Genomic DNA, 25630 nt, shown 5'->3' with positions numbered 1-25630 from the left:
AAAGGGTCGACGACCCGTGACCGGTATCGACGTCGCATTCGCGGACAGGAGTCAGGTGAGATGACCACGGCAGCAGGCCGACGCTATGGGGGAGCCGACGCCGAGGAGCGACGGGAACGTCGGCGCGCGGACCTGATCGCCGCCGGACTGGACCTGTTCGGCACCGAGGGCTTCCCGAACGTCCCGGTCAAACGGATCTGTGACCATGCCGGGCTCACGCAGCGCTATTTCTACGAGTCCTTCGCCGACCGGTTCGCACTGCTGGCCGCCGTCTACGAGGAGTGTGTGGCGTTTGCCCGGGCCACGACCTTGGCGGCCGCGTCCGACTTCCTCGTCGCCGGGGGAGCGGCATCGACCCGGATTCCGGTCGTGGCTGCCGAGGACGTGCCCGCCGTCGCCCACGCGACCCTGGGCGCCTTCATCCGCACGCTGGCAGAGAATCCTCGCCGGGCCCGGCTCATGCTCGTCGAGGTCGTCGGGGTGAACCCCGACCTCGAGCGACTGCGCCTGCGCGCCATCCACGGATGGGCCGACCTGATCCTGTCGCTGACGGTGGGCGAGGAGCCGGCAGGGCGTCCCCAGCGACTGGCCGCGATCGGACTGGTCGGCGCGGTGACCCAGCTGCTCGTCGACTGGTACACGAGCACGGCGGGGGAGTTCGCCGGAGATACCGCCCTCGATGCCACCACCGACCCCACCACCGACCCCGCGGCCGACCTCTTCGAACTCGATGCGATTCTCGACGTCAGCGTGGAGCTCTTCGTCGCGGCCTACCAGCGCCTGCTCGTGTGACACCGGGCCTTGCCGGCGGGCGCCGGATTCGTCGGCGACACCACGCATCCACACCCTGCTGCGCTGTGCCCCGTCCTGTGGACAACGCGCAGGTCAGTGGCACGACCGCCCGCCTGGTCCACTAACCTTCATCGCATGACTCGGGGGAGTGTCGATGCGCGCAGCGACGAGGATCTCCTGCTCGCTCACGTTCGCGGCGACCCCCGCGCCTTCACCACGCTGATCGAGCGTCACCACGGCTACCTGTGGGCTCTGGCATGCCGGACGAGTGAGAACGCGGACGATGCCGCCGATGCCCTGCAGGAGGCGCTGCTCAACGCCCATCGGATGGCCGACCGGTTCCGCGCGGACGCCAAGGTCACCAGCTGGCTGCACCGCATCGTCGTCAACGCCTGCCTCGATCGGATCCGCCGGAACCGCGCCCGACTGACGGTGCCCATACCGGAATACGATGTGTTGCCCCTCGCCGACGACCACGATCAGATGGCCGCCGTCGACCTCTCGGTGTCGATCGGTCGCGCGCTCGACGCCCTCCCACCTGATCAACGTGCCGCGATCATCGCGGTCGACGTCGAGGGCTACTCCGTGAACGAGGCGGCGCAGCGCCTCGGTGTCCCTGTCGGCACCATCAAGAGTCGCTGCTCGCGCGGCCGTCTGCGCTTGTCCCGCATTCTCGGACACCTTCGTGATCCCTGAGCGAGCCCCGATTTTGTTTGCATCCGGGTGGAACCGGACTGCGGACCGGTGCGTCCTACTGTTGATGCACACGATGACATCGGTCGTCCGCCGACAGTCCGCGCGGGCAGATCAGGTGGGGGAGAGAAGTGGGAGAGTGAAGCGATGATCCCGCCGGGAGCAGACCCGAATGCCGGGAGCAGTGGTCCCGAGAGCAGTGGTCAGGAGAGCAGTGGTCCCGAGAGCGCACACCACCAGGACGGCGCCACCCACCTTCCCCAACCGCCCTTCTCCGAGGATCTGATCGCCGACCTGCACGCGGGCGTGCTGCCGCCCGACGTCGCCGAACACATCCGATCCCGACTCGACGCGGATCCCCACGCCCGGGCGGTTCTCGATGCGCTGGACCGCACCACCGCAGATCTGCGTACCGCCCCCCTCACCCCCGTCCCGGTTCCGCCGGACGTCGCGGCCATGACACGGCAGACCCTCGATCGCATCAGCTCCGAGGTCTCCGACGGCGGTCACCCCAGCGGTCACCCCAGCGGTCACCCCGGCGGTCATCCCACTGTGGTCGACCTGTCTTCGTCGGCACGTCGGCGACGGCATCGGTGGATGGCGGCCGGCGGTCTCGCCGGGGCTGCGGTCATCGCCGCCGTCGTGGCCATCTCGATCGGTGTGGTCCGGTCCCCGATACCGGATCGTCCTCAGGTTGCCGCGCAGTCCTCCGCGCCCGCGACGATCGCCGATCTGGCTCCGGAGGAGCGCGTGGCACTGCTCGCGGTGCTGGGAAAACGCGATCCCGCACCGTTTGCCTCCGAGCAGGATCTGCGCCGCTGCACCGCGGCCAATCAGGTCCCGGCCGAGACCGTGATCGTCGGGACCGGACCGGTGACCCTGCGCGACCGGGAAGGCGTGGTCATCCTGATGTCGACCGGCGTCGCCGGCAGATTCGACGTCCTGGTGGTCGGACGCGACTGCACGACGGGCAACCCGGCGACGATCTCGCGGACCATCATCGGCGGCTGACCTGCCGGTGTGTGCCGGCACCGCCCGGGCGTCTCATGTGACCGACCAGGCACGGCGGCGCCGTCGGGGAACATCTGCCCTTACCCTGATGTTGAGACAGCCGAGAAACGGGCGCGGAATCACCACGATCTGCGCCGTCGAGCACGGAGGACGGATGACCCAAGCAGCCAGCCAGCAGATCCACGACCTGATCATCATCGGATCGGGCCCAGCGGGCTATACCGCGGCGATCTACGCGGCCCGGGCCGAACTCGCGCCGCTCGTCTTCGAGGGCACCCAGTTCGGTGGCGCGCTGATGACCACCACCGAGGTCGAGAACTTTCCCGGCTTCCAGAACGGCATCCAGGGTCCGGCCCTCATGGACGAGATGCGCGAACAGGCCATGCGGTTCGGCGCAGACCTGCGGATGGAGGATGTCGACGCGATCCGCCTGTCCGGCGAGATCAAAGAGGTCGAGGTCGGTGGCGAGATCCACCGGGCCCGCGCAATCATCCTCGCGATGGGCGCGGCGGCCCGCTACCTCGGCGTGGAGAACGAGCAGACCCTCCTCGGTCGCGGTGTGTCCGCGTGCGCCACATGCGACGGCTTCTTCTTCAAGGACCAGGACATCGCCGTGATCGGCGGTGGCGATTCCGCGATGGAGGAGGCGACGTTCCTGACCAAGTTCGCGCGGAGCGTCACCCTCATCCACCGCCGTGACGAGTTCCGGGCATCCAAGATCATGCTGGAACGGGCCCGGGCCAACGAGAAGATCCGCTTCGTCACCAACGCCGCGGTCACCTCGGTGCTGGGTGACAACTCGGTGACCGGGTTGGGTCTGACGGACACCGTGACCGGCGAGACCAGCACGATCGACGTGACCGGCATGTTCGTCGCGATCGGTCACGATCCGCGCAGCGAACTCGTCAGCGGCCAGATCGATCTGGATCCCGAGGGATACGTGCAGGTCGACGGCCGCACCACGTACACATCGCTGCCCGGTGTGTTCGCCTGCGGTGATCTCGTCGACCACACCTACCGCCAGGCGATCACCGCCGCCGGCAGCGGTTGTTCGGCGGCGATCGACGCCGAGCGCTGGCTCGCCGAACAGGCCGACGTCACGGTGGAACCAGCGGTCGAGGGCGAGTTCGTCGTCGTCGACGCACCGGCGAACGTCTGACCGAACATCACCATCTGCACACGTCCATAAGGAGGACACCCATGGGAGCAAACACCGTCGCCGTCACCGATGCGACCTTCAAGGACGAGGTACTCGGGGCCGACAAGCCGGTCCTCGTCGATTTCTGGGCCACCTGGTGCGGCCCGTGCCGCATGGTCGCGCCCGTTCTCGAGGAGATCGCCCGCGATCATGGTGACAAGCTGACCGTCGCCAAGCTCGACGTCGATGAGAACCCGGCCGTCGCGCGTGACTTCAAGATCATGTCGATCCCGACCATGATCCTGTTCGAGGACGGCAAGCCGACGAAGACCATCGTCGGGGCCAAGGGTAAAGCTGCACTGCTGCGTGAGCTCGACGGCGTCGTCGGCTCGCCCGCCTGAGGTCTCACGACCTGGCTTTTACCCCTTCGCCGTGTGACACGGCCGACACAGCAGGAAGAATGGTGGCGCCCCGAGCGGCGCCATCATTTGGTCGTGCCGTCGCAACCTGAAAGAATGCCTGGTGTTTGCGCCGGTGCGTAGTGAGCACCGATCGGGGGGCCGCCGACAACCGTGCCCAGACCGCACCGAACCGACGAGGAGTCGCTGATGCCGTTGTTCCGCCTCGGGGATCATGGCTCGGCAGTTGCCGAGATCCGGAACATCCTCGTCGGACTCGGGTTGCTCACGGCACACCCGGCGCCCGACAGTCTGTCCGGCACGATCAGCGGCTGGACCCCGCCCGAAGCCGTATTCGACGACGAGTGCGACCGGGCCGTCCGCGCGTTCCAACAGCAGCGCGGCCTGATCGTCGACGGCATCGTCGGACCGGCCACCTATCGGGTGCTCCGTGAAGCCTCCTATCAGCTCGGCGCTCGGGTCCTGCTCTACCGACTCTCCGCACCGATGGTGGGCGACGACGTCGCCACGCTCCAGGGGCGCCTACAGAACCTCGGGTACTACACCGGGCTCGTCGACGGCACTTTCGGCGAGACCACCCACAACGCTGTCTGTCTGTACCAGAGTGAGTACGGTCTGGCCTCGGACGGTATCTGCGGCCCGTCCACGCTTCGATCGTTGGAGCGGCTCGGTACGCGGGTCACCGGCGGATCACCACACGCGATCCGCGAGGAGGAGCATGTTCGTCGCTCCGGGCCCCAGTTGACCGGAAAGCGCATCCTCATCGATCCGGGCTCCGGTGGGCTGCACGACCTTTCGACCGGAGCACTTGCCGACATCGAATCTGCCGCGCTCTGGGATCTCGGTGCCCGGCTCGAGGGCCGGATGGCGGCGGCCGGGATGGAGACCTTCCTGTCGCACGACGGTCGTGGCCGACCGAGTGATGACGAACGCGCCCGTGTCGCCAACCTCATCGGCGCCGATCTGATGATCTCGTTGCGCTGCGGTCACTATCCGAACGAGCGCGCTCACGGTGCGGCGTCGTTCTACTTCGGCAATTCACACGGGTCGTACTCGACCATCGGCCGTAACCTCGCCGGATTCATCCAGCGCGAAATCGTTGCCCGCACAACGCTCACGGACTGTCGAACCCACGAGCGTACGTGGGATGTCCTGCGGCTCACCAGAATGCCGGTCGCGTTGATCGACGTCGGCTACATCACCAACACCCACGACGTCGAGACACTCAACGATCCGCACACTCGTGACGTGATCGCCGAGGCGATCCTCGTCGCAGTGAAGCGCCTGTATCTGCTGGGTGAGGACGACCGGCCCACCGGCACCTACACGTTCGCTGAATTGCTTGCCGCCGAACGCCTTTCGAGCTGAGTTCGGTCGAGCCGGGCAATCTTACCGCCGACGGCCCACCGGCACCTCGACACCGCGTTCGCGGCCGGCCAGATCCATCGCCGCCATCACGACCAGCTTCTCGAGTGCGTGCTCGACCTCGTGCTTCCAGCCGAGTCCTTGATCGAGCTCGAGCCGGAATCGCGGGAACCGTGGGTGAGAAGCGACCACGTCGAACCCGGAATCCTTGAGGAAGTCCGCGTCGATCAGACACTGCAGGCACAATCCTGACTGGGGGCTGTCGTGCATCGCCCGAGTGATCTCGACGATGGCCTCATCGGCCCACATCTTCAGCTCGCTCGACATCGATTCGAGAGCACCGAGCTCGGCGACATCGTCGGGCTCGGATGGCGGCGTCGTTGCCGGAGCAGGATCGAGTCGATCGCCCCGGCGACCTTCGCCCGGTGCCCGGACGATCCCAAATGACTCGACAGCCCGAACACCGCGGCGAACGAGGTCGGTCACGACTGCATCGAGCAGAATCGGCGCGGCCTCCTCGAAACCCGGTTCTGTGCGGATCGAGGTGAGGAGCACCGCGTCGGCACTCACCGGGGAAGTGGGGAACAGGCGCGAACGCGGCACCCGGCCGGGCGGTGCATAGAAAGCGGTACCGACCATATTCCCGGTCTGCCCGTCGACGGCGACCTGCCCACAGGTTCCCCACTCGAGCAGCAGACCCGAGATCCACGCCTCTTTGTCGAACTCACTCTCGAAGCTGCCGAAGTCGCCGAAGATGCTCTTCTCGGTGTCCCGCGTCGATGACGGATCCACCTCCCAGAACACACACCGGCGAGTATGGAGCGGCAAGTTCTCGAAGGATTCGAGATCGAGACGGGTGACCGCGAGATTCATGCCGACAGCTCCGACCCGAATCCATACGAGGTACCGAAAGTGATGTGCGACAAGAGATTTCGTACTTTCACCGTCGTCCTCGCTGATAATTTGTCACTGTGACGTTACGTCCTGGTACCTCGGGATGGTGCTAACACACCGTCACGAGACACCACGTGGATCGATCTCGCCGACGATTCGCTCGAGATCCTCCACGGAGCCGAATTCCACGACAACCTTTCCTTTTCGCTTCCCGAGACTGACTGTAACCCTTGTGTCCAGTCGGTCCGACAGCCGTTCGGCGACATCCTGCAAGCCGGGCATCTGCATCGGTTTGCGTCGGGCGGGGGAGGCGTGGGGTGACTGATCTGTGTCGCCGCGGTTGGCCAGTGTGACCGCTTCCTCGGTGGCGCGGACCGACATGCCCTCGGCCACGATTCGCGCCGCGAGGGCTTCCTGGGCGTCACTCCCGGTGTCCAACGAGAGCAGGGCCCGGGCATGCCCGGCGGACAGCACACCAGCCGCCACGCGTCGCTGCACCGGGATCGGCAGCTTCAGAAGTCGGATCATATTGGTGATCAGCGGGCGCGACCGACCCAACCGATTCGCGAGTTCCTCGTGGGTGACCCCGAACTCGTCGAGGAGTTGTTGATACGCCGCCGCCTCTTCGAGCGGATTCAGCTGCGCGCGATGGATGTTCTCGAGCAGCGCGTCGCGGAGCATATCGGCGTCGGCGGTCTCCCGCACGATCGCCGGGATGGCGTCGAGTTCGGCTTCCTTGCCGGCCCGCCACCGACGCTCACCCATCACGATCTGATAGATCACGCCGTCGTCCGTCGGCTCCGGGAGCCGCCGCACGACGATCGGCTGCATCAGTCCGAACTCCCTGATGGAGTGGACGAGTTCGGCCAACGCCTCTTCGTCGAAGACGGTACGAGGCTGCTTCGGATTGGGCTGGATGTGCGACGGCGGGATCTCACGGTAAACCGCGCCGATGTCGTCGACGACCGCGCCGGAGTCGTTGCCCGCCGCAGGTTGGGATCCATCGGGAGATGCGGTCGGGGGAGCGGTACCGATGCCGGCGCCGTTGGCGGCGCCATTGCCGCGGCCGATCACGACATCCGCCGCCGCTGCACCCAAGCGGGGGCCTGTCGGCGCATCGCCTTCCGGTGGTCCGGTGGGGATCAACGCGGCCAGGCCGCGCCCGAGCCCGCCTCGACGCTGTGCGGTATCTCGCTGACTCACATTCGTCCTCTCACTGCTCGTCACCACAGATCGGTGACTGCCGAACCACCACGTCTTCGGATTTTATCCGCATCGACCGACCATCCATCGCGTCCTTGGTCATGCATGGACGATTCGGTGTGCGAGTTCGCGTGACGCGTCCAGATAACTCATGGCTCCACGTGAACCCGGGTCGTACTCGATGATCGTCATTCCGAATCCGGGTGCTTCCGAGACCTTCACGCTGCGCGGGATGATCGTGTTGAGAACCTTTTCGCCGAAATGGCGACGCACTTCCTCGGCGACCTGATCGGCGAGCTTGGTCCGGCCGTCGTACATGGTGAGCACCACGGTCGATACGTGGAGCGCCGGGTTCAGGTGAGCTTGGACGAGTTCGATGTTGCGGAGGAGCTGCCCCACGCCCTCGAGTGCGTAGTACTCACACTGGATCGGGATGAGGACTTCCTTCGCTGCGACCATCGCATTGACGGTCAGCAGACCCAACGACGGCGGGCAATCGATCAGCACATAGTCGATGCCCAGATCCTTCAACGGCGCGGCCTCGAGCGCATTGCGGAGACGATTCTCTCGCGCAACCAACGACACCAACTCGATCTCGGCACCCGCCAGATCAAGGGTCGCGGGGACACAGAAGAGTCGGTCGTTGTTCGGGCTCTGCTGGATCGCATCGACCACCGACACCTCACCGAGGAGGATCTCGTACACCGAGGCGATGTCGGGAGCGCGATGGTCGATGCCCAGCGCTGTGCTGGCGTTGCCCTGGGGGTCGAGGTCGATCACCAGAACACCCAATCCGTGCAACGCCAGACCGGCCGCCATGTTCACCGTGGTGGTGGTCTTCCCGACCCCGCCCTTCTGATTGGCGATCGTGATGACTCGCGTCGATGGGGGATGGGGCAGTTCGCCGGCACCTCCCGGCGTGAGCACCTGACTGGCCCGAGCCGCTGCAGCAGCGATAGGGGTGTCGTCGAAGCCCGGGACCGGGGTGGGGGGGCTACCCCCGCCGATGCTGGTTTCACGTGAAACGCTTCGGTCCTGTTCGACCACGCCTGGACTCCTTCGCCCGACTTCGTAACCTTCGTCGACCTGCCCCGCGCGAGCATCTGAATGAGCGGCGCCCTCAGTGGCGACTGACCCGCCATCGGTCTGTCGTCTATTCTGCGCCCTCCGCGGACTCCACACCAATCCGGTTACCCCTTCCGGTTCTGTCCACGCGCCCGCTTGCGAGACGCGTCAGATTTGCCCCTCTTCGTGCCGACCACAACGGTGGTGGGCACCTCCAGAACGTCTCGGCCGCACAGTTGCACCCGCAGATCACTGATTCCCATCTTGCCCGCCGCAGCGCGGTCTCGATCGATCTCATCCACAGCCGACGAGCCCTTGATCGCCACCAGTCGACCGCCCTCCCGGATCAGGGGTGCAGACCACTTGGCCAATCGGTCGAGGGGAGCGACCGCGCGTGAGGTCACGATATCCGCACCCCCCGACGATGCGCGCACCGTCTTCTCCTCGGCACGGCCCCGGACGACTTCGATGTCCAGACCCAGTTCGTCGACGATCCGGCTGAGGAAGTCACTCCGTCGCAACAGGGGTTCGATGAGCGTGATCGACAGATCCGGCCGAGCGATGCCCAAGGGAATCCCCGGCAGCCCCGCCCCGCTGCCGACGTCGACGACCCGCTCACCGTCACCGATAGCCTCGCCGATGACAGCACAATTGAGCAGATGGCGCTCCCACAGTCGAGGCACCTCACGTGGCCCTATCAGGCCCAGGAGTACGCCGTCACTCGCGAGCGCTGCGTGGTAGCGCTCCGCTAGCTCAACCCGATCGCCAAAGACCATCGCCGCCTCCGCCGGCGTGGGCATCGACTCCGATTCGGCTGGTTCCACGTGAAACATCCTCTCATCGAGTACTGGGGTAGGGGTGCAGTGGTCGCCGTGTTTCACGTGAAACACGCACACCCCGCTCGGTGTCGCTCCACAGCATGCGCCCCCTGTTTCACGTGAAACGGTGCCGTCGTTCGGCAGAACCACACCCATGTAATTCACTGGCCCGAAAACAACAAAGTCCCGGCCGTAGCCGGGACTCTGTCGGGATTTCGTCGTGCTCGTAGCAGCGGGGGAGCCTTATCCCTTCGGAAGGACGACGACGCGGCGTTTTGGCTCCGCGCCTTCGCTCTCACTGACCACGCCATCGACCGCCGCTACGGCGTCGTGCACGATCTTCCGCTCGAACGGCGTCATCGGGTCGAGCTCTTCGCGTTCGCCGGAATCCCGCACCCGCTCGGCCACCTCCGTGCCGAGCCGAGCGAGACGATCGCGACGATCCGCACGCCACCGGGCCACATCCAGCATCAGCCGACTCCGCACCCCCGTCGACTGCTGCACGGCCAAGCGGGTCAGCTCCTGGAGTGCGTCGAGAACCTCACCCTTGCGGCCAACCAACCGGTCCAGATCCTCGCCACCATCGATGCTCACCACGGCGCGGTCGCCATCGACATCCAGATCGATGTCACCGTCGAAGTCGAGGACATCCAGCAGCTGCTCGAGGTAGTCGCCCGCGATCTCGCCTTCCTCGACAAGACGCTCTTCCTCATCGACCTCGTCGTCGTCCGAGTCACCTTCGTCCGAGTCATCCGCGTCCGACGCGTCCTCAGCCTCAGCCGGCTCGTTCGTGGCGCCGTCGCCGTCGACAGCACTTTCGGTTGCGGTGCTCGCCTCCGACGCCTCGGGCTCTGCGGTCTGCACATCATCAGTCGCCTCGTCGGCAACGTCCTGGATCTCCTGCTGATCGTGTGCAGCGGTCTCAGCTGTCATCTCACATTCCACCTAACTCTGCTTCTCATCCAACGTCTGTGTGCCGTAACCGGCGGGAGAGGGGAGTGGCCGCACTCGGCGGCCTCCGCGCGCCTGCGATCCGACCGACGGTCTCGTCAACGACGACCGCCCGGTCGGCCACCCTTCTTGCGTCGCGACGTGTTCTTGCGGCTCTTGCCCGCCACGTGTGCGGTGCCGGACTTCTGGGCGGCTGCGCCACCCGACCCACCCGCGGACCCATTCGTGGATCCCGTCGCGGTGGACGTGCCCGCGCCGGGCGACGTGGTGTCCTCGCTGCCCGCGGATTCATCTGACGAGTCGATCTCCGCGGCATCGGTGGCGGTGGACGACGACACCGCCGCAGGCTTACTCGACCGTCCGTCGGGGCGCAGCCACCTCTGGATCCCGCCGAGCAGGCCGGCTGATGAACCGGCCGCGGCCGCAGAGGTGGGTGTAGCGGAATCATCGGCCGCGCTCTCGTCGACGTCACCGTCGGATGCGGTCCTGGCCACCTTCTTCGACGGATCGGGTCTCGCGCCGGGTTTCGGCGCATTCGCCTTCTGTTTCTCCACTTTGGCGAGCTTCGCTTCCTCTTCTTCGCGCGCGATCCGCCCGAACACGAGGTGCTGCTGGCCGTAGGTCCAGATGTTGTTACTCATCCAGTACAGGAGGATGGCCACCGGGAAGAACGGTCCGGTGACGAGGATGCCCAGCGGGAAGATGTAGAGCGCCAGCATGTTCATCATGCGGGTCTGGGGATTCTCCAGCGCCGCTTCCGGCTGCCGGGCCACCGACGCCCGTGAGTTCATGTGGGTGGCGATCGACGCGATGATCATCATCGGGATCACCACGATCGCGATCTGGGTACGCGTGAAATCGATCGGGGCGCCGGGCTGCACGAACGCCTGGAACTGCTCGACCGGCTCGGTGATGAACGCCGACAGCGGAACCCCGAACAGGCGGGCGTCGAGAAAGTTCTGGACGAGTTCGGGACTGAAGGCGTAGTTGCCCACCTCGCGCGTCTGTTCCGGCGACATACCGAGCTGTCCCATGCCGGTTGCCGTCCGGTTGAAGGACCGCAACACGTGGAACAGACCGATGAACACCGGCACCTGCAGCAGCATCGGCAGACAGCCCAGCAGGGGATTGAAGCCGTGTTCCTTCTGGAGCTTCTGCATCTCCTCGGTCATCTTGACGCGATCCTTGGCGTACTTCTTGCGGATCGCCTGCAGCTGAGGATTGATCTCCTGCATCTTCTTCGTGGTGCGGATCTGCTTCACGAAGGGCTTGTACAGAATGGCGCGCAGAGTGAACACGAGGAACACCACCGACAGCGCCCACGCCACACCATTGCCGCCCGGATTGTCCGGCGTGATCCCGGCGAAGATCCAATGCCAGACCCACATGATCCAGGAGACCGGATAGTAGATGAAGTTGAGCACGGGTCAGTTACCCCTAACCTCTGACGGTGTGGATTGACGAGCTGTGAAGAGTTCGCGGAACCCGCGCTCGGGAACCGGGTCGTAGCCGGGCTTGTGCCACGGGCCACATTTGAGAAGACGCACCACCGAGAGCCACCCTCCGTACAGGAAACCGTGCCGGCTCAGGGCCTCAACCGCGTAGCCCGAGCAGGTCGGTTCGAAGCGGCAGGTGGGTAGCCGCAACGGGGAGACCCAGGTGCGGTAGAGCTCGATCAGGAAGACGACGATGCGGCGGGGCAACAGATACAGCCAGCGCGACATACCGCCACGGTGGTCGGCCTGATCGGAGTCACTCATCCCAGGACCTGACAGACGATGCGTTCCATGGCGTCGCGCACCTTTCGGCGCGACAGCGCGTCGGCGAGCTGCTCAGCCAGCGCCACGCTGTCGAACTCCGCGGCCGACGGCCGGGCCCGGATGACCATCATGGTCTGCGAGGTGCCGAACTGTGGCCGGCACTGCGCGAACGCCGCCCGAAGGCGACGGGCCACCCGATGCCGTACGACGGCGTTACCGACCGCCTTGCTCACGATCAGACCGAGCCAGGGACCGCCGACAGTGGCGATCCCTGTGCTGTGTGGTTCGTCGAGGTCATCCATCGACCCGCTCAGCGGCAGAACATGGATCACCAGGTCACGCGTCGTCACCCGCACACCAGATTTCAGCGTGCGATCGAAGTCGGATCTCCGTGCGATCCGATGCGCGGCAGCCACCATCGATACGACCAGCCGGCGATGGTCAGGCCATCGCCGGTGACATCGCTCCGACTCAGGCCGTGAGCTTCGAGCGGCCCTTGCTGCGACGACCGTTGACGATGGCCCGGCCGGCGCGGGTGCGCATACGCAGGCGGAAACCGTGGACGCGTGAACGACGACGGTTGTTGGGCTGGAAAGTGCGCTTTCCCTTGGCCATGGGTAACTCCTTGTGCTCCTACGTGGCTCCGCGCCGACTGCACGCGCGACCCACATCCTTCTTGGTGGTCTGCTTATCCCGGTACGGTGCCGAACTCATGTCGGTGGGATGACCTGGGCCATCGCGCAAATCCGCAACCTGGATGACCAGTCGAGACTACTGAGTACGCCACCGCAAATCAAACGAGCTCCTGGCAAGCACCGACATAGGTGACGATGCCCACAGTGCCCTGGTCTGCGCGGTGCCCGATTATCACATCCCGCGCCCGGCGGATGAATCCTCCGATTCACTTTGTCGGCGGCGCTGCACTCTGTTAACTTCGGCGCAGACTCAACAAGAGACGATTCAGTGGACCCTTCCGGCCGCCAGAGCACTCGACGCACTACCCCCAGATCTGTACACAGCTGTGGACAACCATGTGGACAACTCGTGGCAGGTGCGGCATGTGACATCCTCATGACCGACGCTGGTCGTTGTTCCGGCAGGAGGGCACAGCACTGTGATGAGTGATCGTGATTCGTTTGGCGAAGTCTGGCAGAGCGTCGTCGCCGAACTCAACAACGACGCCGCCGCACATGACCACGAACCGCTCACGCGTCAGCAAAAGGCCTGGTTGTCGCTGGTACAGCCGCTGACACTCGCTGAGGGATTCGCCCTCCTGACGGTGCCGACCCCACTGGTCCAGGAGCAGATCGAACGCAACCTGCGCGACACCATCCGATCGGTGCTCAGCCGCCACCTCGGCCAGCCGGTCGATCTCGGTGTGCGGATCTCCACACCCGTTGTGGAAGAAACGGTCGCCGAGCCCACGCAGCCGCTCGCCGACCGCCTCGACGGCGCATCCGTGGCGACCATCGGGTCTCCGAACGGCCACCCGGGAGCTGCGCCCGGCGGCGGCTTCGAGCGGCGGACCGAGCGGACCGCAGGTGCCGAGGCGTCCGACTGGTCGACCTACTTCGCCGAGCGGCCCACCGCCGGACAATCACCGTCGAGTGCCAATCTCAGCCCGAAGTACACCTTCGACACCTTCGTGATCGGTGCATCGAACCGATTCGCGCATGCGTCCGCGGTCGCCGTAGCGGAGGCGCCGGCCCGCGCTTACAACCCGTTGTTCATCTGGGGCGAGTCCGGACTGGGCAAGACACATCTGCTGCATGCCGCCGGGCACTACGCGCAACGGCTGTTCCCGGGCATGCGGGTGAAGTACGTCTCCACCGAGGAGTTCACCAACGACTTCATCAACTCGCTGCGTGACGACCGGCGGGTCGCGTTCAAACGTCGCTACCGTGATGTCGACGTCCTGCTCGTCGACGACATCCAGTTCCTCATCGGCAAGGAAGGTATCCAGGAAGAGTTCTTCCACACCTTCAACACCCTGCACAACGCGAGCAAGCAGATCGTCGTCTCCTCCGACCGGCCGCCCAAGCAGCTGGCCACACTGGAAGACCGCCTCCGGACCCGGTTCGAGTGGGGACTGATCACCGACGTCCAGCCGCCCGATCTGGAGACCCGCATCGCGATCCTGCGCAAGAAGGCGCAGATGGACAACATCGCGGTGCCCGACGACGTCCTCGAACTCATCGCCTCCAAGATCGAGCGCAACATCCGCGAGCTCGAGGGCGCCCTGATCCGGGTGACCGCGTTCGCCTCGCTGAACAACGCCGAACTCGACAAGTCCCTCGCCGAGGTGGTGTTGCAGGCACTGCTGCCCAACTCGGGCACCCTGGAGGTCAGTGCGGCCAGCATCCTGGCCATCACCGCCGAGTACTTCGACATCTCGGTCGAGGAGCTGCGGGGACCGGGCAAGACCCGGTCGATCGCGCAGGCGCGGCAGATCTCGATGTATCTGTGCCGCGAACTCACCGACCTGTCACTGCCCAAGATCGGTGAGACGTTCGATCGCGACCACACCACGGTGATGTACGCCGAACGCAAGATCCGCAAGGAGATGGCCGAGCGGCGCAAGGTCTACGACCATGTCCAGGAACTGACCGCGCGGATCAAACAGCGCGCCGTCTGAGCCCTCGCGCCCGCATCTTCCCGCTCCCCGGTGAGCCCGCACTTTTCCCCGCTCCCTGAAGAGCCTCCGAGCCGGCGAGGACGCGTGACCCCCCGCTCCCTGAGGAGCCCGCGAGCTTGCGAGGACGCTGTTGTCCGTCGCTGAGTGTGCAGATGATGCCGTCACTGGTGTTGCCGATGATGTCGATATGGGTGGGCCCCGGCCGCGGTAGCGGTCGGGGCCCTGTGTCTGCGATGTGATGGTGTGGTCGGCGTGGTGACGTCGAGCGGTGAGTGCCTCAGTCGTTGCCGGATTCGGTGACGGCGATCCGGGCTGCTTTCTCGTCGACGATCGCAGATTTGGCGGCGAACGCGGCGGTGAGAGCGTGCACGGCAAGGTTGTTCACCGACCGCGGGTGCCCGCGTGCAGCGGTGTGAATCAGCGTGACGGCGTCGTCGGAGAACAGCGGGTCGGAACGGCCGGCAATCTTGAGGTGGTGGCCGATGTAGTCGGCGGTGTCGGCCGGCGCCATCCCGCCGAGCGCATATCGGACGGCGATGCGCTGATCGAGTGCCGCCAGGACGCCGAGTTTGAGCCGGTGCCGCAAGGTCGGCTGCCCCACCAATAGTGCGGCGAACGGGGAACCGGAGTCCATGTCGTGGTTGGTGAGCATGCGGATCGCTTCCATCTGTGCGTTGTCGAGCAGGTGCGCCTCGTCGACGACGACCACCGGGGTGCGGCCGCGTTCAGCGTGTTCGGCGGCCAGTGATTCCGCTGCTTGCGGCGCCAGCGTCGCGGTGTAGAAGTTCGGGGCCCGTCCCAGTGCGGTGACGATGTGGTGCAGCATCCCGCGGACCCCGACCGACGGGTTGGGCAGGTAGATGATCACATGGCGCGCCGGGTCCAATGCGGCTGTGGCCGAGCGGATCGCGACAGTTTTACCGGCTCCGACCTCACCGGTGATCACCCCGATGGCGTGTTGGTCCACGCACCAGGTGATGCGGGCGACGGCTTCGGCGTGACCAGGGTGGCGATGCAGCATCGACGGTGCGAGGTTACGCCCGAACGGCATCCTGGTGAAACCGTAATGTGCTTGTAGCCGTTCGATACTCACGCCGAACCCTCCGCTCGTTCGGTGTCTTCTCTGGCGATGTCATCGATGCTGAGCTGCCCCTCGATCTCTGTGTCGGTGCCTGCGCCGAACAGTGCATCGTAGCCGATGCGCCGATCTCGGCGCAGTTGATCATGATGGGCTTCGGCCACCAAGTGCAGGTAGTCGATCCCTGTGGCAGTGGGTGCCGGTGGTTCGGGTATCTCGGGTCGAGCTTTCGGATGGACGTGCCGAGTGATGTTGTGCGGCACCGCCCGACCATACGAAGCATCCTTGTAACGGACCTCGATGGTCTCCATGTCGAACGGGGAGAACACCAACTCCACCTTCCGCCCGACCAGCGCGCCGTCGACTTGATAGGTGTTGCCGTGCAACGACACTGTCGCCGTCTTGGTGACCGTGCGGTATTCCGACCACAGAAATGCTTCGGTGAGAGCGGCAGCGGTCGGCATCGCCGCGGTCCGGCCCAGGCGTGCCCAGCCCGCCTCCCACCGATCCAGCGGGGACTGCCCGGTCTCGGAATGGGGCTGGCGGTGGTACTGGGTTTCCACCCATCCGGTGAACAGCCGATTCAACTCCAGCAAAGCGGTGCGATGATCGACACCCGTCTGTGCGAGTTCCTCGGCGGTGGTGTCGGCGATCTCGACGAGGAACTGCTCGCGCACGGTGCGAAAAAACCGTTCGATCTTCCCCCGGCCTTGGGGGCGGTGCGGCGTCGAATGCACCAACCGGACACCGAGTTTCGCACACGCCCGCAGCAACCACGCATCGACGAACGCGGACCCGTTGTCGACATACACCGACTCCGGGACCCCGCGGGCAGCCAACGCCGGCTCGAGGGCGACACCGAGCCGGACGGTGTCTTCGGAAAACCCGAACCGATATCCGGTCAACAGGCGTGAATGGTCGTCGAGGAACGCGAACAGATAGCTCTTGCGGCCACCGATCTTCGGACCGTGCAGTGCATCGCCGACCCACCGGTCGTTCGGGTTCTCCGCCTCGAACCGCCCGAACACCGGCGCAGCGTCGGCGGCCGCCGGGCCGATCAACTCCAGGCGGTGGAAGTGCCGCAGCAACGTCGATTCCGACGGTGACCACCCCGACGATGCCCGCAGAATTCGTTGCACCTGCGCCGCGGTGCGAGCCGGGTTCTCCCGCTTCAACGCCGCCGCCATCTCCAACACCGAGGCATCGGTGCGCAACGTCGCCTGCCGCGTTGCCGGCACCAACGCCTCAAACCCGTCGGCCTTGTAGCGGCGGATCCATCGATCCAACGTGTCCCGCGAATACCGCACCGCAGTACCGAATGGGTCGGTGTGCTCGCGTGCGGCGATCGCACGCACCACCTTCCCACGGGCCTTCGTCGACAACCCGGCATCAAGGGCCGGGCAGATCAACTGATAGCGGAACAACCCCACCTTCTGACGCCGTTCCCGTTCCTTGTCGTGCGACACGACCAACCCACTCTCCCCACACTGAATGCTGCCTGAACCCTGTGTCAGGCAGTCGCATCCGAGGATCGCCGACCGTCACCCACACGGGGAGAGGCAACTGGTGTTGGGTCGGCGACCCCGTAGCCGGCCGGCCACCCGGGTGCCAGAAGCCGACTACCCGAGAGCGCCACCAACACACCCGCCGCCGTCACCGCACCGACAATGTCGGCACCGAATCGGCTGCCCACCGCCGACCGTGCCGCATCGATCGCCGCGAGTGCGTCACCGCACCGACTGCCGGTCGCCTTCGGAATGTTCACGTCGACACCCGCGGCGACCGCAATGCTGAGGAAGTGATCGCGCACCGCATCCGCCCGTGAGGCCAACACCCGAATCCAGCCGCGCACCGTCGTCGCCGGAACGCCCAAAGCGGCACCGATCGACCGGTGCCCCGACCCTGCCGCCGCCAACTGCAACGCCGCATAGATCCACTCCGCGAGATAGGCCCGGCGCAGCAGCAACACCACCGGAAGTAGCACGTGCGTCGCCGAACACCCCCGACAGCGCGAACGTCGTGGCCGAATCGGATCCGGTGCCCCGACAACGCGTCGAACCCGTGCGTGGCCCCACCCGCCGAGCACTCCCGACGGGCACGACGGGCACGCAAGATCGCCCGAGAGTAGACGGGACTCGACGCGTGCAGGATCGACCTCTACGGTGACCATCAGTGCCCTTTCGCACTACGCACGGCACCCCCGAACAATCTTGCCGGAGAGGGCGGGGGTGCCGGGCAACCATCAGTTCCTCGTCACCCTGACGACGCCGACGACCACCGTCAATTCCAACGCGCCGGCAATCAACAGATCCGCACCCTCAAAGACTCCACCCCACCCGGTGGTCGCCACCCCCAGAGACGGTCAACAGGACGCGTGATCACCCGCTCCCTGAGGAGCCCGCGAACGAAGTGAGCGAGCGTCACGAAGGGCGCTCCCGTCAGGAGCTCCCGCAGGCCTGCGAGGACACGTCACCACCCGCTCCCTGAGGAGCCTCCGAGCCTGCGAGGATGCGTCACCACCCGGTCCCTGAGGAGCCTCCGAGCCTGCGAGGATGCGTCACGAAGGGCCCTTCGTGACGGCCCTCCGCTAGCGCTCCGGGCCTCCTCAGGGACCGGGGGCACACCCCACACCGCTAGCGCTCCGGGCCTCTCAGGGACCGCGGGCACACCCCACACCGCTAGCGCTCCGGGCCTCTCCGGGACCGCGGGCACACCCCACTCAGCTAGCGCACCACCACAGCAACCGGGGTCACATCCCACACCGCTAGCGCACCACCACAGGGACCGGGTCACACCCAACTCCACCGCCACAGCAACCGGAGTCACAACCCACCCCCACCACCGGGCCGCAACTCTCGACTCGAACCACAGGGTTTGTCATGCGCGGATCCGCCCCTGCCGGTCTCAACGGTCACTGAAACGGTTCATCACCAGCTGTGGACAAACCTCGGGATAACTGGGCGCAACTTGTGCACGCCACGTGGACACCGGCCGAACGGATGGCGAACTCCACACAGACCTTGTCATTCCCTCAACATCTGTCCACGATCCATCCACAGATGCCGACCGAGGATGACCTGCTGGATCCGAGCTCGGTGCACAGATTCACAGGCCCTATTACTGAGATGGATCCTTCTCTAAAGAACATCTTCTAAAAGAAGGTGTTGTGCACATCGCGGCCGGCCCACCAGCTGGGTCCGTCGCATCGCGGCCCACAGTTCCCCCCAACGGCTCCCCGTCTGGCAGGCTCGTTCTACAGTGGAAATCCCAGTCGGGAATCCCAGTCGACATCCAGACCGGGCAATCCCACCGATCCGTCGCCGGTATTCGGCGGACGAGGGTGGGTATGACGAGAGTCAGCAGAACAGAGAAGGGCAACCACCCAGCATGAAGTTCCGTGTCGCGCGTGACGAGTTCGCAGATTCCGTTGCCTGGGTGGCCCGAAGCCTGCCGGCCCGACCGCCGGTCCCGGTCCTCGGATGCGTTGTTCTGACCGCGGGCGACAACGGACTCGAGGTGTCCGGGTTCGACTACGAGGTCTCGGCGCAGGAGACCGTCGCGGCCGAGGTCGCGGAACCGGGCAAGGTGCTGGTATCCGGTCGTCTGCTCGCCGACATCACCAAGGCGCTGCCCAACAAGCCGGTCGATGTGAGCCTCGACGGCACCCGCGTCGCCATCAGCTGCGGCAGCGCCAAGTTCTCGCTGCCGACGATGCCGGTCGAGGATTACCCGGAGCTCCCCAAACCGCCGACGGTCACCGGGACCATCCCGGCCCAGGTCTTCGCCGAGGCGATCGGTCAGGTCGCGGTCGCCGCAGGACGCGACGACACCCTGCCGATGCTCACCGGCGTTCGCGTCGAGATCGACGGCAACCGTGTGGTCCTCGCCGCCACCGACCGCTTCCGGCTCGCCGTGCGCGAGCTCGAGTGGGATCCCGCCGCCGGAGACACCTCCGGTGCCGTCCTGGTTCCGGCCAAGACGCTGTCGGAAAGCGCCCGGACCGCGGGATCCGAGGCCACCGGCCAGATCTCGCTGGCATTCGGCGCCGGCTCGGCCATCGGCGGCGAAGGAATCCTCGGGATCCTCGGCGAGACCAAGCGCACCACCACCCGCCTGCTCGACGCCGAGTTCCCCAAATTCCGCCAGTTGCTTCCCGCCAGCCACACCGCGGTCGCCACCATCGACAGTGCACCGCTGATCGAGGCCATCAAGCGCGTCGCCCTGGTCGCCGAGCGCGGGGCGCAGGTCCGCATGGAGTTCACCGAGGGCACGCTGCTGCTCACCGCCGGCGGCGACGAGGCCGGCAAGGCCGAGGAAGAGCTGCCCGTGCAGTTCCACGGCGAGCCGCTCACCATCGCCTTCAATCCCGGCTACCTGCAAGACGGGTTGTCGGCGATCGGTGTGCCCACTGTGGACTTCGGCTTCACCACACCCAGCCGGCCAGCCGTGCTGCGCCCGTCGACCGGTGACGAGCCCGTCGCCGACGAATCCGGCGCGTACGTCGCACCTGACAGCGTCTTCACCTACCTGCTGATGCCGGTGCGTCTGCCCGGCTGATCCAGGATCATCCGCGGCCACCGTAGGAATCGCGCTCGCGCGAGCGACCGGAGGGACATCACCATGCAGCTCGGACTCGTCGGCCTCGGAAAGATGGGTGCCAACATGCGCACCCGCCTCCAGGAGGCCGGTCACCAGGTTGTCGGCTACGACCCGCGACCGGAGGTGTCCGACGTCGGATCCCTCGCCGAGATGGTTGCCGCCCTCGAGTCACCGCGGGTGGTCTGGGTGATGGTGCCCTCGGGTGAGCCGACACGTTCCACGATTGCCGAACTCGCCGGATTGCTCGGGTCCGGTGACGTGGTGATCGACGGCGGGAACTCCAAGTACACCGACGATCTGCCGCACGCCCAGAAGCTGGGTGAGACGGGCATCGGGTACATCGACTGCGGTGTGTCCGGTGGGGTCTGGGGCCTACGCAACGGGTACGGCCTGATGGTCGGCGGCACCGACGAGGACGTGGCACGTGTGATGCCGATCTTCGATGCGCTGCGCCCTCCCGGCGATCGTGCCGACGGGTTCGTCCATGCCGGTCCGGTCGGCGCCGGCCACTACGCCAAGATGGTGCACAACGGTGTCGAGTACGGCCTGATGCACGCCTACGGCGAAGGCTACGAGCTGCTCTCCGCCGAACCCCTGATCACCGACGTCGAGGGCACCCTGCAGGCGTGGACGCAGGGCACCGTCGTGCGGTCCTGGCTGTTGGAGCTGCTGGTCAACGCACTCAAGGAAGACCCGGGCCTGGCCGAGATCTCCGACTACACAACCGATTCCGGCGAGGGCCGGTGGACCGTCGAGGAGGCGATCCGGCATTCGGTGCCGGCGAACGTCATCTCCGCGGCGCTCTTCGCCCGCTTCGCATCCCGGCAGGATCAGGGCTCGCCCGCACTGAAAGCCGTTTCGGCCCTGCGTAATCAGTTCGGTGGCCACGCGGTCAAGGACACCGGGGGACGCTCCGTCGGCGAGACCAACACCCCCGTCGTCGAGTGACGTGTTCGTCCGTGAACTGACTCTGCGCGACTTCCGTTCCTGGCGCGAGATCGATCTGACTCTTCGTCCCGAACCGACGATCTTCGTGGGACGCAACGGATTCGGCAAGACCAACCTCCTCGAGGCGGTCTACTACCTGGCAACGTTGCGCTCGCACCGCGTCAGTACGGACGCACCGCTGGTGCACAGCGGGTCCACCACCGCGACGGTGACCGGCACCGTGGAGAACACCGGTCGCGAGCTGACGGTGCAGGTGCAGATCAAGGCGGACGGGGCGAACAAGGCCAGCGTCAACGGCAGTCCGTCGCGCCGGGCCCGCGACATCCTCGGGATCCTGCGCGCCGTCATGTTCGCACCGGAGGACCTGTTGCTCATCCGCGGCGATCCGTCGGATCGGCGACGGTTCGTCGACGAACTCGTCGCCCAACGCGGACCACGTTGGGCCGCAGCACGTTCCGACTACGATCGGGTCCTACGCCAGCGCTCGGCACTCCTCAAGACCGCGGGTGCCGCGCTGCGCCGAGGTGGATCCGACGCCGAGTCGGTGATCAGCACCCTCGACGTGTGGGACGGTCAGCTCGCCGATCTGGGTGGGCAGGTCACCGCGGCGCGGATCGACGTATTGCGGGAACTGTCACCGCATTTCACGCAGTCGTATGCATCGATCGCGCCGCACTCACGTCCGGCGGCACTGGCCTATCGGGCCGCGGCCGGGCCCGACGTGGTCCCCGCCGACGGGGCGCCGGCATCTGCCGAGGAGATCACCACGATCCTGCTCGCCCGGCTCGGTGAACTCCGCAGCAAGGAGATCGACCGGGGGGTCAGCCTCGTCGGGCCGCACCGCGACGACGTGGACATCATCCTCGGAAGTGACGTGGCCAAGGGATTCGCCAGCCACGGCGAGTCATGGTCATTGGCGCTGGCGTTGCGGTTGGGATCGGTCGAGCTCGTCCGGGCGGAGGGGGTGGAGCCGGTGATCATGCTCGACGACGTGTTCGCCGAACTCGACGCGCAGCGGCGGACCCAACTCGTCGAGTTCACGTCGTCGGCCGAGCAGTTGCTGGTCACCGCGGCGGTTCCCGAGGACATTCCGTCGATGATCGGCGGACGTCGGGTGGCTGTCGGTGTCGTGGAGGACAATGGGGACCGGCATTCGATCATGAGCGAGCTCGCCCCCAGGGAAGACACTGCAGGGGTGCGCGCTGCAGGGGAGGACGACGCATGAGCGACGCACCATCCGGTGATGCACGGTCCGACGTGTCACGGTCGTCGGGATATGAACTCGCGCGCAAAGCGCTGGAGGATGCCCGTGCCGCCGCCCGCGCGGCCGGGAAATCGGTCGGTCAGGGCAGGTCGTCGCCGGTCAGCGGGCAGCGTCGTGGCTCGGGACGGCGCCGGAGCTGGTCCGCGTCGGGTCCGGATGCGCGGGATCCGCAGCCCCTGGGTCGCCTGACCGGACGGCTCGCCGCCGAACGTGGGTGGCAGCCACAGATCGGTCAGGGAACCCTGTTCGGGATGTGGGGGCAGATCGTCGGTGCCGACGTCGCGGCACACGCGAAGCCGACGTCGTTGGACGACAAGGTTTTACATATCCAGGCGGAGTCGACCGCCTGGGCCACCCAGCTCCGCTACATGCAATCCACCATTCTGGCGAAGATCGCGGCCGCCATCGGTGACGGCATGGTGACGAGTCTGCGGATCACCGGCCCGAAGGCCCCGTCCTGGCGCAAGGGACCTCGGCACATCTCGGGGCGGGGTCCACGCGACACTTACGGCTGACGGTGACCGGGCGGCCCTCCGTGTCGCGGTCCGGCCACAGGAGCGAGCCAGTGAACCGCAGACGCCGGATTTGGGTCTCGGCCACAATCGGACCGGCACCGAACGAAAAAAATCGATCTGCGCGGGCGTTAGCGGCCCCGGATCCCCATTCCTGGTCGGGTCAGGCAGTAGTATGTAGGGAGTTGTCCCGACAGGGGTGGACGTCGGCAGGGTACAAGGCCCCGCCCACATACCGTTCTCGTCCGCGTCACCGATGCGGATGAGGTCGTCGTGTGTTCATTCCTGCGGCATCACCGAGACAGAAGGAGCGGACGCACCTCGTGGCCGACACCAACGACACCAACGGGTCAGACAGCGCTGCAAAGAAGCGGAAGGCGAAGAAGCCCGGTGAGTACAGCGCCGATTCGATCAGCATCCTCGAAGGCCTGGAAGCTGTCCGCAAGCGTCCCGGCATGTACATCGGTTCCACCGGTGAGCGCGGTCTGCACCACCTGATCTGGGAGGTCGTCGACAACTCGGTCGACGAGGCGATGGCCGGCTACGCCAGCAAGGTCGACGTCACCCTGCTCGAAGACGGTGGTGTGCAGGTGGTCGACGACGGCCGCGGCATCCCCACCGACATGCACGCGACGGGAGTCCCCACCGTCGAGGTCGTCATGACCCAGTTGCATGCGGGCGGCAAGTTCGACTCCGACGCCTATGCGGTGTCGGGTGGTCTGCACGGCGTCGGTATCTCCGTGGTCAACGCGCTGTCGACGCGCGTCGAGCTCGAGATCAACTACGGCGGTTTCCACTGGGAACAGCACTATGACTATGCCAAGCCGAGCCCGCTCGAGAAGGGCGAGGCGACCCGAAAGACCGGCACCACGGTGCGGTTCTGGCCGGATTCGAAGATCTTCGAGACCACCGCGTTCAGCGCCGAGACGGTCGCCCGACGCCTGCAGGAGATGGCATTCCTGAACAAGGGCCTGACCATCACGCTGACCGACAACCGTCTCAGTGACGAGGCGGCCGTCGCCGAGGCCGAGATGGACGCCGACAGCGACGACGCCGCACCCCAGGCGATCAAGACGCCGGAAGAGAAGACGCAGAAGGCCGCCCGGGCCCGCACCCGCACCTATCACTACCCGGACGGGCTCGTCGACTACATCAAGCACCTCAACCGCACCAAGAACTCCATCCACACCTCGGTCATCGGTTTCACCGCGAAGGGCACCGGGCACGAGGTGGAGATCGCGATGCAGTGGAACGCCGGCTATTCCGAGTCCGTGCACACCTTCGCCAACACCATCAACACCCACGAGGGCGGCACGCACGAAGAGGGCTTCCGTGCGGCGTTGACCAGCACGGTCAACAAGTACGCCTATGACAAGAAGCTCCTCAAGGAGAAGGACGGCAAGCTCACCGGCGACGACATCCGCGAGGGCCTCGCGGCAGTCATCTCGGTGAAGGTCGGCGACCCGCAGTTCGAAGGACAGACCAAGACCAAGCTCGGCAACACCGAGGTCAAGAGCTTCGTGCAGAAGACCTGTAACGAGCATCTCGGTCACTGGTTCGAGGCGAATCCGGCCGAGGCCAAGATCATCGTCAAGAAGGCCGTCGACTCCGCGCAGGCCCGGATGGCCGCGCGCAAGGCGCGAGAACTGGTGCGCCGCAAGACCGCCACCGACATCGGCGGACTGCCCGGCAAGCTCGCCGACTGCCGCAGCAATGATCCCACCAAGTGCGAGGTCTACATCGTCGAGGGCGACTCGGCCGGCGGCAGCGCCAAATCGGGTCGCGACTCGATGTATCAGGCGATCCTGCCGTTGCGCGGCAAGATCATCAACGTCGAGAAGGCGCGCATCGACCGGGTGCTGAAGAACACCGAGGTCCAGTCGATCATCACCGCGTTCGGCACCGGTATCCACGACGAGTTCGACATCGCCAAGCTGCGGTATCACAAGATCGTGCTGATGGCCGACGCCGACGTCGACGGTCAGCACATCTCGACGCTGCTGCTGACGTTGCTGTTCCGCTTCATGCGTCCACTGATCGAGCACGGCCACGTGTTCCTGGCGCAGCCGCCGCTCTACAAACTCAAGTGGCAGAAGAGCGAACCCGAGTTCGCCTACTCCGACCGCGAGCGCGACGGACTGCTCGAGGCGGGCAAGGCCGCCGGGCGCAAGATCAACACCGACGACGGCATCCAGCGCTACAAGGGTCTCGGTGAGATGAACGCCAAGGAACTGTGGGAGACCACCATGGATCCCGCGGTCCGCGTCCTCCGCCAGGTGACCCTCGACGATGCGGCCGCCGCCGACGAACTGTTCTCCATCCTGATGGGGGAGGACGTCGCCGCCCGCCGCAGCTTCATCGCCCGCAACGCCAAAGATGTTCGCTTCCTGGACGTCTGAGCCATCCGCGCCGGCCACCGAGTACCGATGGTCGAGTAGCACCCGGAGCGCCGGCGCAGGGAGCGTATCGAGACCGAGACCCACGC

24 protein-coding genes are annotated in these 25630 nt (G+C 66.0%); 12 read left to right on the top strand and 12 right to left on the bottom strand.

What is annotated here, in order from left to right:
* The first annotated feature begins 60 nt into the window (after nucleotides 1-60).
* The 6 genes from ACVT6V_RS04045 (at nucleotide 61) to ACVT6V_RS04020 (ending at nucleotide 5421) form a co-directional block, all read left to right on the top strand.
* Nucleotides 61-792: a TetR/AcrR family transcriptional regulator gene (locus ACVT6V_RS04045; protein ID WP_489898527.1), complete on the top strand. Its 732-nt coding sequence runs from the start codon at nucleotides 61-63 to the stop codon at nucleotides 790-792.
* Nucleotides 793-927: 135 nt separating this feature from the next.
* Nucleotides 928-1488 carry an RNA polymerase sigma factor SigM gene (sigM, locus tag ACVT6V_RS04040; RefSeq protein WP_489898526.1) on the top strand — a complete coding sequence of 187 codons (561 nt, stop codon included), beginning with the start codon at nucleotides 928-930 and terminating at the stop codon, nucleotides 1486-1488.
* Between the two features lie 144 nt (nucleotides 1489-1632).
* Nucleotides 1633-2496 (top strand): anti-sigma factor family protein, encoded by an 864-nt coding sequence (locus tag ACVT6V_RS04035; protein ID WP_489898525.1) that lies wholly within the window; start codon nucleotides 1633-1635, stop codon nucleotides 2494-2496.
* 154 nt (nucleotides 2497-2650) lie between these two features.
* Nucleotides 2651-3655, top strand: a complete 1005-nt coding sequence (gene trxB, locus ACVT6V_RS04030) for a thioredoxin-disulfide reductase (RefSeq protein ID WP_489898524.1) — start codon at nucleotides 2651-2653, stop codon at nucleotides 3653-3655.
* 41 nt (nucleotides 3656-3696) lie between these two features.
* Nucleotides 3697-4035: a thioredoxin gene (gene trxA, locus ACVT6V_RS04025; protein ID WP_489898523.1), complete on the top strand. Its 339-nt coding sequence runs from the start codon at nucleotides 3697-3699 to the stop codon at nucleotides 4033-4035.
* A gap of 207 nt (nucleotides 4036-4242) precedes the next feature.
* Nucleotides 4243-5421 (top strand): N-acetylmuramoyl-L-alanine amidase, encoded by a 1179-nt coding sequence (locus ACVT6V_RS04020; protein ID WP_489898521.1) that lies wholly within the window; start codon nucleotides 4243-4245, stop codon nucleotides 5419-5421.
* A gap of 21 nt (nucleotides 5422-5442) precedes the next feature.
* On the opposite strand, the gene ACVT6V_RS04015 is transcribed toward ACVT6V_RS04020, so the two are convergent.
* The 9 genes from ACVT6V_RS04015 to rpmH form a co-directional block, all read right to left on the bottom strand.
* Entirely contained in the window at nucleotides 5443-6291 is an 849-nt protein-coding gene (locus tag ACVT6V_RS04015; RefSeq protein ID WP_489898520.1) for a hypothetical protein, read from the bottom strand.
* 141 nt (nucleotides 6292-6432) lie between these two features.
* Nucleotides 6433-7515 (bottom strand): ParB/RepB/Spo0J family partition protein, encoded by a 1083-nt coding sequence (locus ACVT6V_RS04010; protein WP_489898519.1) that lies wholly within the window; start codon nucleotides 7513-7515, stop codon nucleotides 6433-6435.
* Between the two features lie 99 nt (nucleotides 7516-7614).
* Nucleotides 7615-8562, bottom strand: coding sequence for a ParA family protein (locus ACVT6V_RS04005; RefSeq protein ID WP_489898518.1), 948 nt, complete (start codon nucleotides 8560-8562; stop codon nucleotides 7615-7617).
* Nucleotides 8563-8705: 143 nt separating this feature from the next.
* Nucleotides 8706-9413, bottom strand: a complete 708-nt coding sequence (rsmG, locus tag ACVT6V_RS04000; protein WP_489898517.1) for a 16S rRNA (guanine(527)-N(7))-methyltransferase RsmG — start codon at nucleotides 9411-9413, stop codon at nucleotides 8706-8708.
* Nucleotides 9414-9641: 228 nt separating this feature from the next.
* Nucleotides 9642-10331, bottom strand: coding sequence for a Jag family protein (locus ACVT6V_RS03995; protein WP_489898516.1), 690 nt, complete (start codon nucleotides 10329-10331; stop codon nucleotides 9642-9644).
* 116 nt (nucleotides 10332-10447) lie between these two features.
* Complete coding sequence (gene yidC, locus ACVT6V_RS03990; protein ID WP_489898515.1) at nucleotides 10448-11773, bottom strand: membrane protein insertase YidC; 1326 nt, start codon at nucleotides 11771-11773, stop codon at nucleotides 10448-10450.
* A gap of 3 nt (nucleotides 11774-11776) precedes the next feature.
* On the bottom strand, nucleotides 11777-12073 hold the full coding sequence (yidD, locus tag ACVT6V_RS03985; protein WP_489900699.1) for a membrane protein insertion efficiency factor YidD: 297 nt from the start codon (nucleotides 12071-12073) through the stop codon (nucleotides 11777-11779).
* Nucleotides 12074-12105: 32 nt separating this feature from the next.
* Nucleotides 12106-12528, bottom strand: a complete 423-nt coding sequence (gene rnpA / locus ACVT6V_RS03980) for a ribonuclease P protein component (RefSeq protein ID WP_489898514.1) — start codon at nucleotides 12526-12528, stop codon at nucleotides 12106-12108.
* Between the two features lie 52 nt (nucleotides 12529-12580).
* Nucleotides 12581-12724 carry a 50S ribosomal protein L34 gene (gene rpmH / locus ACVT6V_RS03975; RefSeq protein ID WP_489898513.1) on the bottom strand — a complete coding sequence of 48 codons (144 nt, stop codon included), beginning with the start codon at nucleotides 12722-12724 and terminating at the stop codon, nucleotides 12581-12583.
* A gap of 499 nt (nucleotides 12725-13223) precedes the next feature.
* On the opposite strand from rpmH, the gene dnaA reads away from it, so the two are divergent.
* On the top strand, nucleotides 13224-14744 hold the full coding sequence (gene dnaA / locus ACVT6V_RS03970) for a chromosomal replication initiator protein DnaA (RefSeq protein ID WP_489898512.1): 1521 nt from the start codon (nucleotides 13224-13226) through the stop codon (nucleotides 14742-14744).
* 277 nt (nucleotides 14745-15021) lie between these two features.
* Here the strand turns inward: dnaA and ACVT6V_RS03965 are convergent, their stop codons facing one another.
* From ACVT6V_RS03965 to ACVT6V_RS03955, 3 genes are read right to left on the bottom strand one after another with little or no spacing between them, the layout of a single operon-like run.
* Nucleotides 15022-15795 (bottom strand): ExeA family protein, encoded by a 774-nt coding sequence (locus tag ACVT6V_RS03965; RefSeq protein WP_489900698.1) that lies wholly within the window; start codon nucleotides 15793-15795, stop codon nucleotides 15022-15024.
* A 38-nt stretch (nucleotides 15796-15833) separates the two neighbouring features.
* A complete protein-coding gene (locus ACVT6V_RS03960) occupies nucleotides 15834-17294 on the bottom strand; it encodes a transposase (RefSeq protein ID WP_489896797.1) in 1461 nt (486 codons plus the stop codon).
* Between the two features lie 38 nt (nucleotides 17295-17332).
* Nucleotides 17333-17992 (bottom strand): helix-turn-helix domain-containing protein, encoded by a 660-nt coding sequence (locus tag ACVT6V_RS03955; RefSeq protein ID WP_489896798.1) that lies wholly within the window; start codon nucleotides 17990-17992, stop codon nucleotides 17333-17335.
* Between the two features lie 1217 nt (nucleotides 17993-19209).
* On the opposite strand from ACVT6V_RS03955, the gene dnaN reads away from it, so the two are divergent.
* The 5 genes from dnaN (at nucleotide 19210) to gyrB (ending at nucleotide 25544) form a co-directional block, all read left to right on the top strand.
* Complete coding sequence (gene dnaN, locus ACVT6V_RS03950; RefSeq protein ID WP_489898511.1) at nucleotides 19210-20379, top strand: DNA polymerase III subunit beta; 1170 nt, start codon at nucleotides 19210-19212, stop codon at nucleotides 20377-20379.
* Between the two features lie 63 nt (nucleotides 20380-20442).
* A complete protein-coding gene (gnd, locus tag ACVT6V_RS03945; RefSeq protein WP_489898510.1) occupies nucleotides 20443-21369 on the top strand; it encodes a phosphogluconate dehydrogenase (NAD(+)-dependent, decarboxylating) in 927 nt (308 codons plus the stop codon).
* Between the two features lies 1 nt (nucleotide 21370).
* Nucleotides 21371-22594 (top strand): DNA replication/repair protein RecF, encoded by a 1224-nt coding sequence (gene recF, locus ACVT6V_RS03940; protein WP_489898509.1) that lies wholly within the window; start codon nucleotides 21371-21373, stop codon nucleotides 22592-22594.
* Nucleotides 22591-23148, top strand: coding sequence for a DUF721 family protein (locus ACVT6V_RS03935; RefSeq protein WP_489898508.1), 558 nt, complete (start codon nucleotides 22591-22593; stop codon nucleotides 23146-23148). The genes recF and ACVT6V_RS03935 overlap by 4 nt, the downstream gene beginning before the upstream one ends.
* Nucleotides 23149-23468: 320 nt before the next feature.
* Complete coding sequence (gene gyrB / locus ACVT6V_RS03930; protein WP_489898507.1) at nucleotides 23469-25544, top strand: DNA topoisomerase (ATP-hydrolyzing) subunit B; 2076 nt, start codon at nucleotides 23469-23471, stop codon at nucleotides 25542-25544.
* Nucleotides 25545-25630 lie beyond the last annotated feature (86 nt).

The organism is Gordonia sp. LMA167, from assembly GCF_058130025.1.
Note: the sequence above shows the minus strand (reverse complement) of the source record. Positions and strands in the feature narration are given on the sequence as shown.

Excerpts from the sequence above, each read along its gene's own strand:
- ACVT6V_RS04045 (WP_489898527.1), top strand. The coding sequence starts at position 61 with ATGACCACGGCAGCAGGCCGACGCTATGGGGGAGCCGACGCCGAGGAG.
- sigM (WP_489898526.1), top strand. The coding sequence starts at position 928 with ATGACTCGGGGGAGTGTCGATGCGCGCAGCGACGAGGATCTCCTGCTC.
- ACVT6V_RS04035 (WP_489898525.1), top strand. The coding sequence starts at position 1,633 with ATGATCCCGCCGGGAGCAGACCCGAATGCCGGGAGCAGTGGTCCCGAG.
- trxB (WP_489898524.1), top strand. The coding sequence starts at position 2,651 with ATGACCCAAGCAGCCAGCCAGCAGATCCACGACCTGATCATCATCGGA.
- trxA (WP_489898523.1), top strand. The coding sequence starts at position 3,697 with ATGGGAGCAAACACCGTCGCCGTCACCGATGCGACCTTCAAGGACGAG.
- ACVT6V_RS04020 (WP_489898521.1), top strand. The coding sequence starts at position 4,243 with ATGCCGTTGTTCCGCCTCGGGGATCATGGCTCGGCAGTTGCCGAGATC.
- ACVT6V_RS04015 (WP_489898520.1), bottom strand. The coding sequence starts at position 6,291 with ATGAATCTCGCGGTCACCCGTCTCGATCTCGAATCCTTCGAGAACTTG.
- rsmG (WP_489898517.1), bottom strand. The coding sequence starts at position 9,413 with ATGTTTCACGTGGAACCAGCCGAATCGGAGTCGATGCCCACGCCGGCG.
- ACVT6V_RS03995 (WP_489898516.1), bottom strand. The coding sequence starts at position 10,331 with ATGACAGCTGAGACCGCTGCACACGATCAGCAGGAGATCCAGGACGTT.
- yidD (WP_489900699.1), bottom strand. The coding sequence starts at position 12,073 with ATGTCGCGCTGGCTGTATCTGTTGCCCCGCCGCATCGTCGTCTTCCTG.
- rnpA (WP_489898514.1), bottom strand. The coding sequence starts at position 12,528 with ATGGTGGCTGCCGCGCATCGGATCGCACGGAGATCCGACTTCGATCGC.
- rpmH (WP_489898513.1), bottom strand. The coding sequence starts at position 12,724 with ATGGCCAAGGGAAAGCGCACTTTCCAGCCCAACAACCGTCGTCGTTCA.
- ACVT6V_RS03965 (WP_489900698.1), bottom strand. The coding sequence starts at position 15,795 with ATGCCGTTCGGGCGTAACCTCGCACCGTCGATGCTGCATCGCCACCCT.
- ACVT6V_RS03955 (WP_489896798.1), bottom strand. The coding sequence starts at position 17,992 with ATGGTCACCGTAGAGGTCGATCCTGCACGCGTCGAGTCCCGTCTACTC.
- dnaN (WP_489898511.1), top strand. The coding sequence starts at position 19,210 with ATGAAGTTCCGTGTCGCGCGTGACGAGTTCGCAGATTCCGTTGCCTGG.
- gnd (WP_489898510.1), top strand. The coding sequence starts at position 20,443 with ATGCAGCTCGGACTCGTCGGCCTCGGAAAGATGGGTGCCAACATGCGC.
- ACVT6V_RS03935 (WP_489898508.1), top strand. The coding sequence starts at position 22,591 with ATGAGCGACGCACCATCCGGTGATGCACGGTCCGACGTGTCACGGTCG.